This window comes from Rouxiella sp. WC2420, assembly GCF_041200025.1.
Classification (GTDB): domain Bacteria; phylum Pseudomonadota; class Gammaproteobacteria; order Enterobacterales; family Enterobacteriaceae; genus Rouxiella.
In genome coordinates this window covers 4142535-4156336 of sequence record NZ_CP165628.1, presented here as the reverse complement: position 1 = coordinate 4156336, position 13802 = coordinate 4142535, and the positions used below count along the sequence as shown (strand labels likewise).

General features: G+C 50.9%; 14 protein-coding genes. 4 read left to right on the top strand and 10 right to left on the bottom strand.

The annotated features are described in order from the left end of the window. Window positions 1-118: 118 nt before the first annotated feature. From AB3G37_RS19270 to tesA, 5 genes are all read right to left on the bottom strand, one after another. Window positions 119-589 carry an NfeD family protein gene (locus AB3G37_RS19270; protein ID WP_369788816.1) on the bottom strand — a complete coding sequence of 157 codons (471 nt, stop codon included), beginning with the start codon at window positions 587-589 and terminating at the stop codon, window positions 119-121. Continuing rightward, the gene (locus AB3G37_RS19265; protein ID WP_009638456.1) at window positions 589-1497 is read right to left on the bottom strand and encodes an SPFH domain-containing protein; all 909 of its coding nucleotides are present in this window, start codon (window positions 1495-1497) and stop codon (window positions 589-591) included. Before AB3G37_RS19265 ends, AB3G37_RS19270 begins: the two co-directional genes overlap by 1 nt. A 341-nt stretch (window positions 1498-1838) precedes the next feature. Next, the gene (locus AB3G37_RS19260; protein WP_369788815.1) at window positions 1839-2696 is read right to left on the bottom strand and encodes a co-chaperone YbbN; all 858 of its coding nucleotides are present in this window, start codon (window positions 2694-2696) and stop codon (window positions 1839-1841) included. A 60-nt stretch (window positions 2697-2756) separates the two neighbouring features. Beyond that, complete coding sequence (locus AB3G37_RS19255; protein WP_009638458.1) at window positions 2757-3533, bottom strand: SDR family oxidoreductase; 777 nt, start codon at window positions 3531-3533, stop codon at window positions 2757-2759. A gap of 35 nt (window positions 3534-3568) precedes the next feature. Then, window positions 3569-4213 carry a multifunctional acyl-CoA thioesterase I/protease I/lysophospholipase L1 gene (tesA, locus tag AB3G37_RS19250; RefSeq protein WP_369790999.1) on the bottom strand — a complete coding sequence of 215 codons (645 nt, stop codon included), beginning with the start codon at window positions 4211-4213 and terminating at the stop codon, window positions 3569-3571. Between tesA and ybbA the strand changes: the two genes are divergently transcribed. Further along, window positions 4184-4870 (top strand): putative ABC transporter ATP-binding protein YbbA, encoded by a 687-nt coding sequence (ybbA, locus tag AB3G37_RS19245; protein ID WP_009638460.1) that lies wholly within the window; start codon window positions 4184-4186, stop codon window positions 4868-4870. The genes tesA and ybbA overlap by 30 nt on opposite strands. Then, window positions 4867-7299, top strand: a complete 2433-nt coding sequence (ybbP, locus tag AB3G37_RS19240; RefSeq protein WP_369788814.1) for a putative ABC transporter permease subunit YbbP — start codon at window positions 4867-4869, stop codon at window positions 7297-7299. Before ybbA ends, ybbP begins: the two co-directional genes overlap by 4 nt. Before the next feature lie 163 nt (window positions 7300-7462). Here ybbP and purK read toward each other — a convergent pair whose 3' ends face one another. Both purK and purE read right to left on the bottom strand, forming a co-directional pair. Continuing rightward, entirely contained in the window at window positions 7463-8527 is a 1065-nt protein-coding gene (gene purK / locus AB3G37_RS19235; RefSeq protein WP_369788813.1) for a 5-(carboxyamino)imidazole ribonucleotide synthase, read from the bottom strand. After that, window positions 8524-9033 (bottom strand): 5-(carboxyamino)imidazole ribonucleotide mutase, encoded by a 510-nt coding sequence (gene purE, locus AB3G37_RS19230; protein ID WP_009638463.1) that lies wholly within the window; start codon window positions 9031-9033, stop codon window positions 8524-8526. The genes purK and purE overlap by 4 nt, the downstream gene beginning before the upstream one ends. A gap of 203 nt (window positions 9034-9236) precedes the next feature. Between purE and AB3G37_RS19225 the strand changes: the two genes are divergently transcribed. Next, window positions 9237-9848, top strand: coding sequence for a tRNA-(ms[2]io[6]A)-hydroxylase (locus tag AB3G37_RS19225; protein ID WP_009638464.1), 612 nt, complete (start codon window positions 9237-9239; stop codon window positions 9846-9848). Here the strand turns inward: AB3G37_RS19225 and lpxH are convergent. Then, complete coding sequence (gene lpxH / locus AB3G37_RS19220) at window positions 9845-10567, bottom strand: UDP-2,3-diacylglucosamine diphosphatase (RefSeq protein WP_369788812.1); 723 nt, start codon at window positions 10565-10567, stop codon at window positions 9845-9847. The two genes, AB3G37_RS19225 and lpxH, sit on opposite strands and share 4 nt — an antisense overlap. Window positions 10568-10578: 11 nt before the next feature. After that, window positions 10579-11073 (bottom strand): peptidylprolyl isomerase B, encoded by a 495-nt coding sequence (gene ppiB, locus AB3G37_RS19215; RefSeq protein ID WP_009638466.1) that lies wholly within the window; start codon window positions 11071-11073, stop codon window positions 10579-10581. Window positions 11074-11369: 296 nt separating this feature from the next. Between ppiB and cysS the strand changes: the two genes are divergently transcribed. Next, window positions 11370-12758, top strand: a complete 1389-nt coding sequence (gene cysS, locus AB3G37_RS19210) for a cysteine--tRNA ligase (protein ID WP_369788811.1) — start codon at window positions 11370-11372, stop codon at window positions 12756-12758. A 133-nt stretch (window positions 12759-12891) separates the two neighbouring features. On the opposite strand, the gene AB3G37_RS19205 is transcribed toward cysS, so the two are convergent. Then, window positions 12892-13713 (bottom strand): helix-turn-helix transcriptional regulator, encoded by an 822-nt coding sequence (locus tag AB3G37_RS19205; protein WP_369788810.1) that lies wholly within the window; start codon window positions 13711-13713, stop codon window positions 12892-12894. Window positions 13714-13802 lie beyond the last annotated feature (89 nt).

Here is a 13802-nt window from a genome sequence, read left to right as displayed (position 1 = left end):
TTCCTATTATAAAATCCGTTTAACTTTTCTATACAGAGCTGTTTTTGCGGACTTTATAAAGGGTCGGAAGCCAATGTGTCAAATAATTAAGAGTTTAGATGCAATGATTTTAAAAGATTTAATTAATACTTGAAGGAGCATTCAAACCTACAACCCGCAACGTATTTCCCTCTACTCCTGTTACAGCGACTTCCTCTCCGATATTCAAATTATCGGCACAACTGACGCGCCAGGTGCTATCACCAATACTTATTCGGCTATAGCCGTTTTCAGGCTGCTCCAGCAAATGACCATGAAGGCCCACCATTTGCCTGCCGCGCTGATTCAGGCTTTCATTTGTAGTCGAGTTATCTGGTTTGTGCTTAAGCCAATTCGCCCACAGTAAGGCGGCAACAACAGTGAGCACCGCGAAGGCAATGCCTTGCCATTCCCAAGGCAGAGGCAAAACCCAGACCAGAAGGCCAACCAGCGCCGCCGCCACGCCGCTCCACAGCAAGTAACCGCTGGCACCGAGTAATTCGGCAGCCAGAAGCACGCCACCAAGTGACAGCCAAAACAGATGTGGACTTGCCATCAACTGCTGCAGCATTATTTTCCGCCTTTGGTTTCTTTAAGTAATTCGGCAATACCGCCAATTGAGCCCATCAGACTGGTGGCATCGAGCGGCATCATGATCACTTTACTGTTGTTGGCAGAACCAATTTTCGTCAATGCTTCAGTATATTTCTGCGCCACAAAGTAGTTGATCGCCCGCACATCTCCAGCAGCGATGGCGGCTGAAACCATCTGCGTAGCCTTTGCCTCTGCTTCGGCGCTACGTTCGCGCGCTTCTGCCTGCAAAAATGCTGACTGACGTTCCCCTTCTGCTTTCAATATTTGAGACTGCTTCTCGCCTTCGGCACGCAGGATGGCAGACTGGCGCACACCTTCAGCCTCGAGAATATCGGCGCGCTTGGTGCGCTCGGCTTTCATCTGCGCATTCATGGCTGATACTAGCTCGGCCGGTGGGCGCACGTCGCGGATTTCAATTCGAGTGATTTTTATCCCCCACGGGCTGGTTGCAGCATCAACAATATGCAGGAGTCGGGCATTGATGTTGTCACGCTGCGAAAGCATTTCGTCTAACTCCATTGAACCCAGTACGGTACGGAAGTTAGTCATGGTGAGATTGACGATGGCCTGCTCAAGGTTACTCACCTCATACGCAGCCCGCGCAGGGTCGATAACCTGAATAAAACACACAGCATCGATGGCCACGTTGGCATTGTCGCGGGAGATAATTTCCTGAGATGGAATGTCTAAAACCTGTTCCATCATATTGATTTTTCTACCTACGCGGTCCATGAACGGCACAACCAAATTAAGACCGGGCATCAGCGTCTTGGTATAACGACCAAAACGTTCAACCGTCCACTGAAAACCCTGAGGGACAATCTTGACCCCGGCAAAGACAATAATCAGCGCCAGAACCACCACAACGGGTATAAAAGTCAGCATGGCTAAAAACTCCTGTAATGAGATGTACCGAAATTTCGGATAAAACGTTCCCTGTGCGTACAAGCTATAGCAACAGTTAAATCATCGCATATTTAGAGTCGGAGAGTGATGAGTAAAAAGCATAATGCAGATGGGAGAGACTATTTCGCGAGACGTCTCGCAGAAAACACACGCGGTACTCAAGAGAGTGAAATACCGCGTGCGCCAAAGGGGGATCAGGTGTAAAACCTTTCTCCGCAGAGAGTGCCGTTCAGCTTGCAGGCAGGCATCGCCGAGGATTTAACGAAGCCTTTTTTAACTAAATAATCAGTTAAGCCGTTAATTAATTAATAAATAAAAGTCTAATAAAGCAAAGAGTAAAGCTGTCGGCGGTATTTAGCAGCCAGCGCATCTCCGGTACCCAATGCGGCCAGGATATCCATCAATGTTTTGCGAGCAGCACCATTGCCTGCAGCCAAGTCTTTTTTCAGATGACCTAGCAGCAACTCGAGGGCTTCTTCATTGCGACCAACCTGATGCAGCTGCAAAGAGAGTTGGACTGCCAGATCAACATTTTGCGGGTCTTGCTCAATCTGCTGCTGTAATTGCTGAATTTCGGGGGTATCAGCGGCCTGTTTTAGCAGCTCGATCTGAGCTATCAGCCCCTGATAACGGGTATCACGATCTTGCAGAGGAATTGTTGCCAGCACGGCTTCGGCATCTTCACTGCGGTTAAGCAGAATTTGCGCTTCTGCCAGCATCAGGCCGATATCACTGCGCTGATTACTGATTTGCCAGGCGTCTTTCAGCAGCGGCAATGCTTCGATAACCTTACCCTCTTGCATCAGTTCGGCAGCCTGAGTGGCTTTGATTTCTTCTTCTTTTGGCAGCACTTTACTCAGAAGTTCGCGGATCACCTCTTCCGGCTGCGGACCTTGGAAACCGTCAACCGGTTGGCCTTCCTGGAATAAATACACCGCCGGAATTGAGCGCAGGCCAAACTGGCCGGCAATGGCCTGCTGCGCATCACAGTCAACTTTAGCGAGCACGAACTGACCGGCGTATTCGGCCGCCAGTTTATCAAGGATTGGGCCTTGGGTCAGGCAGTGCTGACTGCGTTCTGACCAGAAATAAAACATCACTGGCACCGTCATGGACTGGTCCAGGGTCTGATGCAAATTGGATTCGTTAATATCAATCGATAAAGGTTGTGCAAGCATGAATTCTTTTCTCTCTCGTCCGTTCCGTTTAATTCTAAATGGGGGCGTTTTAAATCAGTTTCAACTATTACCGCGCACCAGAATATCTATCAGGCGGCCTGGCAGTAGGCGTTTTAGTACGGACACGACGTGCGCGATGAACGTAACGGGATAGCGCAATTTGGGACGTGGACTTTCTAAAGCATGGCGCAATTTTGGTAAAACTGCCTCAGAAGTCAGTGTAAATCTTTCCGTCATGGCCGAGTTGAATATCGGCTTATCGGACTGCGTCTGCTTCACGTTGTCGGCAAATTTGCTGCTAAGCGGGCCGGGCTCAATGATGCTGACCTTGATACCAGTACCGTGCAACTCCATGCGCAGCGCGTCAGACCAGGCTTCTAGCGCATATTTACTGGCACCATAAATGCCACGATTGGGCATGGTGATAAGCCCCAAAATGGAACTCGTCAAGATGATACGCCCTTCGGCATGGGCCAGCATGGCAGGCAGGAGAAGCTGTGTCAGCTGATGAGTGCCGAACAGATTAGTTGAAAATTGCTGTTCAAACTGCTCGCGACTGGTGGTGTGTAACGGCCCATAAACGCCATATCCGGCATTATTGAACAATCCGTAAAGCCGGTTGCCTGTTAACTCGATAACCTTTGCTGCTGCTCGGGCAACAGAGGTTTTATCGTCCAGATCGAGTTCTATGGTCTCGAAACCGAGTTGTTGAAGGTGTTCTAAATCAGCAGCCTTACGACAGGCGGCAAGCACGCGATAACCCCGATTTTGGAGATCCTGTGCCGCCACCAGCCCTATTCCACTGGAACAACCGGTAATCAAAACAGCTTTTTGCATAACTTTACCTGTTGAAGGCCCCTAATATTTAAAGATTATGGTTTACTCAATGATGGAGCAACCAATGGAGCTAGTTTGCCGGACATCCAGTCAGCAATAAAGTTTTGCGCCGCTTGATTTGGATGAAGCCCATCGTCTTGCATCCATTCGGGTTTAATCGCCACTTGTTCCATAAAGAATGGCACCAACGGGATATCGGCCTGCTTTGCCAGTGTCGGATAAATCGCATAAAACGCGTCGTTATAGCGTTTACCGTAGTTTGGCGGCAGGCGGATTTGCATCAGCAGTGGCTGAGCATGTGCCTGTTTAACCAAGGTGATGATTTGGCTCAGCGTCTGGCTAATGGTTTGCGGAGCAAAACCGCGCAGACCGTCGTTAGCTCCCAGCTCAATCAACACCCAGCGCGGATGATGCTGTTGCAAGAGGGCAGGCAGGCGAGCCAGGCCTTGTGCCGAGGTGTCACCGCTGATACTTGCGTTGACAATATCAGGCAGGCCGCTACGTTTTTTCCACTGATTATTCAGTAGCGTAGGCCACGAAGTGTTTGCCGGTAAACGGTAAACCGCACTCAAACTGTCGCCTACAATCAGCAGCGTATCAGCAGCAACGGCGCGAAAACTTAATATTCCCATCAACAGAAGGAAGGGAAGATGCCAGCGGAAAACGTACTTGAAGTTCATCATCTTAGTAAACACGTCGGTCAAGGGGAACATGAGCTATCCATCCTGTCCGGTGTTGAGCTGGTTGTCAAACCTGCTCAGACTATTGCGCTGATCGGCGAGTCGGGTTCGGGAAAGTCGACGTTATTAGGTATTCTTGCCGGTCTTGACGATGGCAGTAGCGGCGAAGTCACGCTGCTCGGCAAGCCTTTATCAGCACTCAATGAAGAAAAGCGTGCGGCGCTTAGAGCCAAAAACGTCGGCTTCGTTTTTCAGTCATTTATGCTGGTCCCCACGCTGAACGCCTTGGAAAATGTTCAGCTTCCCGCTTTGCTGCGCGGTGAAACCGATGCCAGCAGTCGTGAACAGGCAGTTCAATTGCTTAAACAGTTAGGACTTGGGGAGCGGTTACATCATTTGCCGGCCCAGCTTTCTGGTGGTGAGCAGCAGCGTGTTGCGCTGGCCCGCGCCTTCATCGGCAAACCTAAACTGCTTTTCGCCGATGAGCCGACGGGCAATCTCGATCGCCAGACCGGAGAGCGCATCGCCGATCTGCTGTTCTCGTTTAATCGCGATAATCACACCACGCTGATTTTGGTCACCCATGATGAGCAACTTGCCGCGCGCTGTCAGAGACGCCTGCGATTGCGAGACGGAAAATTGTGGGAGGATGCATGATTTGGCGTTGGTTCTGGCGTGAGTGGCGTTCGCCGTCACTGCTGATAGTGTGGCTTTCACTGACGCTGGCCGTGGCTTGTGTGCTTGCGCTCGGCAGTATCAGCGATCGTATGGATAAAGGTTTGAGCGAGCAAAGCCGCGATTTTATAGCCGGTGATCGAGTGCTGCAGTCTGCTCGCCCAATTACTGAAGCCTGGATACAGGATGCTCGCCAGCAGGGGCTGAAAGTGAGTCGTCAGCTGTCGTTTATGACGATGACCTTTGCCGGAAATACGCCGCAGCTGGCCGATGTCAAAGCAACGGATTTGGCCTATCCGCTTTACGGCAAGCTGGATACGCAACCGGCGAATATGAAACCGGCACCCGGAACCGTGCTGGTCGCTCCTCGTCTGCTGGCGCTGCTTAATCTTAAAGTCGGCGATAATCTCGACGTGGGTGATACCTCGCTGCGCATCACGGCTGTTATTAATCAGGAGCCTGATTCGGGCTTTAACCCGTTCCAGACCGCGCCGCGCATCATCATGAATCTTGCTGACGTACCGAAAACCGGCGCGATTCAGCCAGGTAGTCGTTTAACCTATCGCTACATGTTTGCCGGGTCGGCGCAGAATATTGCGACCTATGGCGCGGCGGTAAAAGGGCTGCTCCGCCCCGATCAGCGCTGGTACGGTATGGAAGAGTCTGATGGCGCACTTAGCCGTTCGCTGCAACGCTCACAGCAGTTTCTGACTCTTTCTGCACTGCTCACTCTGATGTTGTCGATTGCGGCTGTAGCGGTGTCAATGAGCCATTATTGCCGCAGCCGCTACGATTTGGTGGCGGTGTTAAAAACGCTGGGCGCAGGGCGCAGGGCGCTGCAAAAACTAATTATCGGTCAGTGGCTGGCAGTGCTGGTGCTTGCAGCAGTAGTGGGTAGCGTCATCGGTTTAGGCTTTGAGGCGTTGCTAATCAAAATGCTGGCACCGGTGCTGCCGGGTAAATTACCCGCAGCCGGAGTATGGCCCTGGGTATGGTCGATGGGCGCGTTGGTGGTCATTTCGCTGCTGGTCGGATTGCGGCCTTATCGCCAGTTGGTGGCCACCTTGCCGCTGCGAGTACTGCGTCAGGACGTGGTCGCCAATGTCTGGCCGTTACGCTATTTTCTGCCGGTAATCGCTCTGATAGTGATTGGCCTGCTGGTGGCTTTGGTCGGCAATAGTTCACTGCTGTGGGCGCTGCTTGCCGGTATAATCGTGCTTTCTCTGTTGTTGGGCGGCATTGGCTGGCTAAGCCTGCTAATACTGCGTCGCCTGACTGTGAGTCATCTGGGACTGCGGCTGGCAATCAATCGCCTGCTGCGTCAGCCCTGGGTCACACTGAGCCAGCTGGCCGCGTTTTCAATGTCATTTATGTTGCTGGCTTTACTGTTGGTGCTGCGCGGTGATTTGCTTAGTCAGTGGCAGCAGCAATTGCCGCCAGACAGCCCGAACTATTTCTTGTTGAATATCACTAAAGATCAGGTGCCACAGGTCACTGACTTCCTGCGCCAGCACAAGGTTGAGCCGGATACCTTTTACCCCATAGTTCGCGTCAGGCTGACCAAAATCAATCAGCATGAAGCCACAGATTTAATTAAACCGGGCGATTCAGGTCGCGAGGCTTTAGATAGGGAACTCAACCTGACCTGGATGCAAGGATTGCCAGCCCACAACCAGATTCTTGAAGGCAGCGGGCCGCCAAAAGCGGGTGAGGTTTCAATTGATTCAGGGATTGCCGATCGCCTTGGGATAAAGCTGGGCGATACGGTAACCTTTACTGGCGATACGCAGGATTTCACTGCCAAAATCTCTAGCATTCGTAAAGTTGACTGGGACAGTCTGCGGCCAAACTTTTACTTTATCTTCCCGCCGGGTGCACTGGACGCGCAGCCACAGAGTTGGCTGACCAGTTTCCATTATCAGCAAAACGGTCAAATGCTGGTTGAATTGAATCGTCAGTTCCCAACGCTGAGCCTGTTGGATATTGGCTCGATTCTGCGTCAAATTGGCGATGTATTGCAGCAGGTTAGCCGTGCGCTGGAGGTTATGGTGATTCTGGTTATCCTGTGTGGCGGACTGCTGCTGTTGGCGCAAATTCAGGTTGGTATGCATCAGCGTCGACAGGAGCTGGTAGTTTATCGCACGCTGGGTGCCAGTAAAAAACTGCTGCGTGGTACTCTCTGGTGCGAGTTTGCAGTACTGGGACTGGTAGCAGGAATTGCAGCGGCGGTGGGTGCCGAGGCTGCGCTGTGGCTGTTGCAACGTAAAGTTTTCGACTTCCCGTGGCAGCCTAATATGGTGCTTTGGTGGTCGGTGCCGATTCTTAGCGCGGTGATACTGTCATTGTGCGGTGGCTGGCTGGGGATCAGACTGTTGCGTGGTAAGGCATTATTCCGCAGCTACCAGGGGTAATCCCCTTTATCTTTCAAGCTGCAGATGCGTTGGCTTCCTTCGCTCACCCCGGTCACTTACTTATGTAAGCTCCCGGGGATTTGCTTAGTTGCCGCCTTCCTGCAGCTCGAAATCTATTGGGGATTAAATTTGTGTTAACCCAGATATCTCGTGCAGCTAACGATTATAACTTTTCGAGTGCCCAGGCAATTCCGCTGGCATATTCGGCTGGTAGCAATGGCACCAGCGCCTGAAGATTATCCTTCAACAGCAGTGGGTTAGCATCGTTGAGATTGAGGTGTCCGACTTTACGACCCGGACGTACTTCTTTTTCATACCAATGCAGATTAACCAGCGGCTGGTTCAACCACTCGAGATTCACATCGGTGCCAATCAGGTTGACCATCACCGAAGGCGTGCTGACTACCGGCTTTGGTAGCGGTAGATTGAGAATAGCGCGCAGGTGCAGTTCAAACTGGCTGATGGATGCGCCGTTCTGCGTCCAGTGTCCGCTGTTATGAACACGCGGGGCCAGTTCGTTTATCAGCAGACCTTCTGGAACGATAAAGCATTCCATCGCCATCACGCCAACGTAACCAAGCTCGTTCATGATTGCCGACAGCATGGATTCCGCCTGCTTTTGCTGGGCCGAGTCAGGGGTCGGTAATGCTACGCTGGTACGCAGGATCCCTTCCTGATGCAGGTTATGAGTCAACGGATAAAATACTGTCTTGCCGTCATGACCACGAGCACCGACCAGCGAAACTTCGCCAGAGAAATTGATGCCCTGCTCGACGATGCATTCGCCGTAGCAATCTTCAGGCAAAGTCGCCTCTTCACCCTGACGGAAACGCCATTGACCGCGTCCGTCATAGCCGCCTACGCGACGTTTGACGATCGCCAGTTCGCCCAGTTCAGAGTAAATATCTGCCCATTCAGAGGAATCAGCCAGCAGTTGCCATGGCGCAGTCGCCAGACCCAATTGGTCAAGCAGCTGCTTTTGCGTTAAGCGATCGGCCAGACGCGGGAAAATATCGCGGTTAACAAAGCCAGTATGAAGCGCTAGCTCGCGGGTTAACGCGGTTTCCGGCCAGCGTTCGATTTCAGCAGTGATTACACTATTTTGAAACGGCACAGCTTCAGGTTCGGCATCGATGCCTATTGGATATACGGCGATACCCAGTGGCTCACCGGCCTGACGCAGCATGCGGCCAAGCTGGCCATTTCCGAGTACGCAGACCGGCTTCATGCTTCCTCCCGCGGATCAGGGTTATTAAGCACTTCATCAGTTTGCTCTTTGCGCCAGGTTGCCAGAGCCTGAGCGATGCGTGTGTCGTGCAGCGCAAGGATTTGAGCAGCCAGCAGGGCGGCGTTGGCGGCACCCGCTTTACCAATCGCCAGCGTACCGACCGGGATCCCGCGTGGCATCTGAACGATAGAATAAAGACTGTCCACGCCGCTAAGAGCCGCGCTTTGTACTGGAACGCCCAGCACAGGAACCAGCGTTTTTGCCGCAATCATACCCGGCAGGTGCGCAGCGCCACCGGCACCGGCGATAATTACATCCAGGCCATTTTCAGACGCCTGCTCTGCAAAGCTGAACAGTTTGTCCGGCGTGCGGTGAGCGGAGACAACTTCGACATGAAAAGGGATATTCAGCGTTGTGAGGACGTCTGCAGCGAACTGCATGGTAGCCCAGTCACTTTTAGACCCCATGACGATAGCGATTTTTGCCGGGGTAACGTTGGATGTCATGCCTGTAAAGCTCCTGTGATTATGCAAGCGTTGTCAGGTGGCGGTTCGAACAAATAAGTTTACCTGACAGAGAGGGCGCAAATAATAGCACGGCAAAACCGCTAGGAAAACGGTTGCGTCGCTGTAATCAGGTGAGAATCCTGCGATGACTTTGTATAATCAAAGGATAACGAATTTCACAGACTTTACTCGGAAACTACGCCATGAATCAGGATTTGCTGGCCCCTATCAATGACTTTCTGCACTGTGAGACCCCAGGACGCTGGGTCGACGTAGCCTTGGTTAATCAGGATATTATGCTGATCGACCATGCCAACTGTGAGAAGAAAGCCGCTGCATCGGCCATGAGCCTGATGACGCGCTATCTCGATCGCACCGAATTGCTGTTTTGCGCGGCAAGATTGGCTCGCGAGGAGTTGCATCATTTTGAGCAGGTGGTGGAGATCATGCAGAAGAGAAATATCACTTACGAGGTGCTTACGCCTTCGCGCTATGCCAACGGGATGCTCAAGCATTCACGTCACGGTAACGAGCTGAATTTGCTGGTCGATAGACTAATTATTGGCGCTTACATTGAAGCTCGGTCGTGTGAACGCTTTGCAAAGATAGCGCCGTATCTCGACAAAACGCTGTCACGTTTCTACATTTCACTGCTGCGTTCCGAAGCGCGTCATTTTGAGGATTATCTTTCACTGGCGTCGCAGTACGCCGGTGAAGACATCAGCGATCGCGTTGAAGAGTTAGGAAGGGTAGAGGCGGAACTGATCCTGACGCCGGACGAGCAGTTCCGTTTTCACAGCGGAGTTCCGGTTTAAAGCGGGAAAGTAATCAGTTCGACGCCATCTGAGGTAACTTTTACCATTGAACCTTCTTCGTGCCATGCCCCAAGCACCGCGCGAAAACCGAGGGTTTCGCCCAGCGGAACTTCATGGATTGCCGGTCGATGGGTGTGGCCGTGTATTAGCCATTCAACGCCGTGGTTTTGCATTTCCTGCACAACGGCTTTTTGATTTACATCCATGATGGTCAAGTCTTTATGACTATTGGATGCCTTACTTCCGGCACGCATTTTGGCGGCAATCGCCAGACGCCACTTGAGCGGTAGCAGCAAAAAGATTTTCTGAATCAGCGGATTATGGACTTTTTTTCGAAACTTTTGATAGCCCACATCGTCAGTGCATAACGTATCGCCGTGTAAAATCAGCACTTTGCGTCCGTAAAGTTCGAGCACTTTGCTTTCAGGCAGCAAAGTCATCAGGCTTTCGCGAGCAAAACGGCGGCCCAGTAAAAAATCACGATTGCCGTGGATAAAAAAGCAGGGAACTCCCTGTTGATGCAATGCATTGAGTGCGCTGGATATTTTTGCATGCAGCGGTTGTGGATCGTCATCGCCAATCCAGGCTTCAAACAGATCGCCAAGAATATAAACAGCATCGGCTTTAGGTGCATCTTCGCGTAAAAAACGCAGAAAACCGGCAGTAATTGCCGGTTCCTGTTCGCAAAGATGGATATCTGCGATAAAAAACGTTGTCATTCCTGAGCGCGTTATTCGCTAACGGTAACGCTTTTAATGATCACGTCTTCTACTGGTACGTCCTGGTGCATGCCGCTGCGGCCAGTTTTTACTGCTTTAATTTTTTCTACTACGTCCAGACCGCCGGTTACTTCTGCGAATACGCAGTAGCCCCAACCCTGAGCGTTCTCACGGCTGAAGTTCAGGAAATCATTGTCAGTTACGTTGATGAAGAACTGAGCAGTTGCAGAATGTGGATCGTTGGTACGAGCCATTGCCAGCGTGCCTTTGGTATTTTTCAGACCATTGTTCGCTTCGTTTTTGATAGGAGCATCAGTGTTTTTCTGGTTCATGCCAGGCTCAAAACCGCCGCCCTGCACCATGAAACCGTTAATCACACGGTGGAAAATAGTGTTGTCGTAGAACCCTTTACGGCAGTAGTTCAGGAAGTTTTCAACGGTTACTGGCGCTTTGTCAGCAAAAGTGTTGATAACGATGTCGCCGTGATTGGTGTGAAAAGTGACCATAATAATCATCCTGCTATTGTTAGTGTTTACTCATTAAGAGGCAGTACTATAGCCTTTTCTTATACCATAACTCAAAAGTAGCCGTCAGCTTCTGCATTGGAAGCATCACTTTCAGAGCAACTGATAGTCCTAAATATCGTCAAAATGTTATATTATAACGGTAATCATGCGGGCAATATTACGTCGAATCGGCTTATGCCGTTTCGATAGATTCTTTTTCGTTATATTATGACCGCTATTATCGGTGTATTTCTGCCGTTTTAGTAATTTACCCACAACACAATTGGAATAGCTCGATGCTGAAGATTTTTAATACCCTGAGTCGCCAAAAAGAGGAATTTAAACCAATTCATGCTGGAAAAATCGGTATGTACGTGTGTGGGATTACTGTTTACGACCTCTGTCACATTGGACACGGGCGTACATTTGTTTCTTTTGACGTTGTAGCGCGCTATTTACGTTTTCTTGGCTATTCGCTGAAATATGTGCGTAATATTACCGATATTGACGACAAAATCATTAAACGTGCAGCAGAAAATGTCGAAGGTTTTAATGATTTAACCGATCGGATGATTGCCGAAATGCACGCCGATTTCGACTCTCTTGGCATTCTGCCGCCAGATCTCGAGCCGCGCGCTACGCATCATATTCCTGAGATTGTCGAGATCGTTCAACAGCTGATCGACCGCGATCACGCCTACGTTGCCGTGAATGGTGATGTGATGTTCTCGGTTGCAAGCGATCCTAATTATGGTTTGCTATCCCGTCAGGATCTCGACCAGTTGCAAGCCGGTGCTCGTGTTGAAGTGGCTGACGTTAAGCGTAATCCGATGGATTTCGTCTTGTGGAAAATGTCGAAAGAAGGCGAGCCAAGCTGGAATTCACCTTGGGGTAATGGGCGTCCGGGCTGGCACATCGAATGTTCTGCAATGAACTGCAAACAGTTGGGTTCGCATTTCGATATCCACGGCGGCGGCTCAGATCTGATGTTCCCGCACCATGAAAATGAAATTGCACAATCGACCTGCGCCCATGACGGCCCGTACGTCAACACCTGGATGCACTCGGGTATGGTGATGATCGACCGCGAAAAGATGTCTAAATCTTTGGATAATTTCTTCACCGTGCGTGATGTGCTGAAATATTACGACGCTGAAAGCGTGCGTTATTTCCTGATGTCAGGCCATTATCGCAGCCAGCTGAACTACAGCGAAGAAAACCTCAAGCTGGCGCGAACTTCAATGGAACGCCTTTATACCGCGCTGCGCGGCACCGATGCCAACGCGAAACCTGCGGGCGGTGAAGAGTTTGAGGCTCGTTTCCGTTCGGCAATGGACGACGATTTCAATACGCCAGAAGCCTATTCTGTGCTGTTCGATATGGCTCGCGATATCAACCGTCTGAAAAGTGAAAACCTGCAAGCCGCCAGTGGTTTAGCCGCTGAGTTGCGTCGTTTGGCTGGCGTGTTGGGTTTACTGACTCAAGATCCAGAGCAGTTCCTGCAATCTGGTGCGCAGGCTGACGATAACGACGAAGTTGCCGAAATTGAAACGCTGATTAAACAGCGTAAAGACGCTCGTGCCAGCAAAGACTGGGCGTTGGCGGATCAGGCGCGCGATCGTTTGAATGAAATGGGTATTGTTTTGGAAGATGGCGCTTCAGGCACCACCTGGCGCCGCAAATAAATAAATCGTTTCTTTCAAACCACAGTCTGGCTGCTACGCGATAAGCCTCGGTGACTTAGTTTGCTAAGCTAGCGGGATTTAACATTATCCGGCCTGGCTGCCCTGCTACTTGCCGGGAATTAAATCTACAGATTTATAAACCTGTAGATTTTTCCCGGGGTGTGCAGACAATGAGCCGCATCCCGGGGCATCCATCTACGCTTAGGCTCATGTATTCGAAAACCAACAGCCCTAACTCGGGATGTTGAATTCGTTTGATAGTCGACGGCTGATGGGTAACGTCATGCTGCGTCCACCAGGATGTAAACACCTCGCTCTCTGCTTTCAGCAGCCCAATCAGTCGTTCAAAGTCCTTATTTCCTGCATAAAAAGCGCAATCGGCCCTAAACATTGCCAGCGATACGGGTGCCAGCTGATCCCAGTCGACAAAAAGCTTTTGATGAGACTGGGAGGCGAACATCATATAAATGAGATTGCGCTGGTCACCTTCGAGCTGACTAAAATCGCCAAACACCTCTGCTGCTGCGCTATTCCAGGCAAGAATGTCCCAGCGTCGGCCTAAAACGTAGGCCGGCTGATTTTCCATGCCATTGAGCATTCTGGTAATAGAATCAGGAACTTGTTCGGCACCTTCAGACCTTTGCTCCTGAACGGGTATAGCGGCGAGAGTGAATAGGTGTCGTTTTTCCGCTGGGTTAAGTTTCAGAGCCACAGCAATTGCATCAAGCACTTCAACGGAAGGGCGCACATCGCGGCCCTGTTCCAGCCACGTATACCAAGTGCCGCCAATACCGGCGAGTAAGGCAACTTCCTCGCGACGTAGCCCTGGCGTGCGGCGTCGAAAACCGGCCGGAAGGCCAACGTCTTTCGGGGCCAGTTTTTCACGTCGTGACCGCAGGAATTGTCCAAACTCTCTCAGCCTCAACTCTATTTCGACCGTGTTTTGATCCAGCATAATGGCTCACCGTAGCAGTACTGATACCAGGATAATACCAGAACTGTTTGCCGTGTGTGATGTGATTACACTCTTATTCAGCGTTTGAA

Coding starts and splice junctions, on each gene's coding strand:
- cysS (WP_369788811.1), top strand. CDS start 11,370: ATGCTGAAGATTTTTAATACCCTGAGTCGCCAAAAAGAGGAATTTAAA.
- AB3G37_RS19260 (WP_369788815.1), bottom strand. CDS start 2,696: ATGCTTGCACAACCTTTATCGATTGATATTAACGAATCCAATTTGCAT.
- AB3G37_RS19225 (WP_009638464.1), top strand. CDS start 9,237: ATGAATCAGGATTTGCTGGCCCCTATCAATGACTTTCTGCACTGTGAG.
- ppiB (WP_009638466.1), bottom strand. CDS start 11,073: ATGGTCACTTTTCACACCAATCACGGCGACATCGTTATCAACACTTTT.
- lpxH (WP_369788812.1), bottom strand. CDS start 10,567: ATGACAACGTTTTTTATCGCAGATATCCATCTTTGCGAACAGGAACCG.
- tesA (WP_369790999.1), bottom strand. CDS start 4,213: ATGAACTTCAAGTACGTTTTCCGCTGGCATCTTCCCTTCCTTCTGTTG.
- purE (WP_009638463.1), bottom strand. CDS start 9,033: ATGACATCCAACGTTACCCCGGCAAAAATCGCTATCGTCATGGGGTCT.
- purK (WP_369788813.1), bottom strand. CDS start 8,527: ATGAAGCCGGTCTGCGTACTCGGAAATGGCCAGCTTGGCCGCATGCTG.
- ybbA (WP_009638460.1), top strand. CDS start 4,184: ATGCCAGCGGAAAACGTACTTGAAGTTCATCATCTTAGTAAACACGTC.
- AB3G37_RS19255 (WP_009638458.1), bottom strand. CDS start 3,533: ATGCAAAAAGCTGTTTTGATTACCGGTTGTTCCAGTGGAATAGGGCTG.
- ybbP (WP_369788814.1), top strand. CDS start 4,867: ATGATTTGGCGTTGGTTCTGGCGTGAGTGGCGTTCGCCGTCACTGCTG.
- AB3G37_RS19205 (WP_369788810.1), bottom strand. CDS start 13,713: ATGCTGGATCAAAACACGGTCGAAATAGAGTTGAGGCTGAGAGAGTTT.
- AB3G37_RS19265 (WP_009638456.1), bottom strand. CDS start 1,497: ATGCTGACTTTTATACCCGTTGTGGTGGTTCTGGCGCTGATTATTGTC.
- AB3G37_RS19270 (WP_369788816.1), bottom strand. CDS start 589: ATGCTGCAGCAGTTGATGGCAAGTCCACATCTGTTTTGGCTGTCACTT.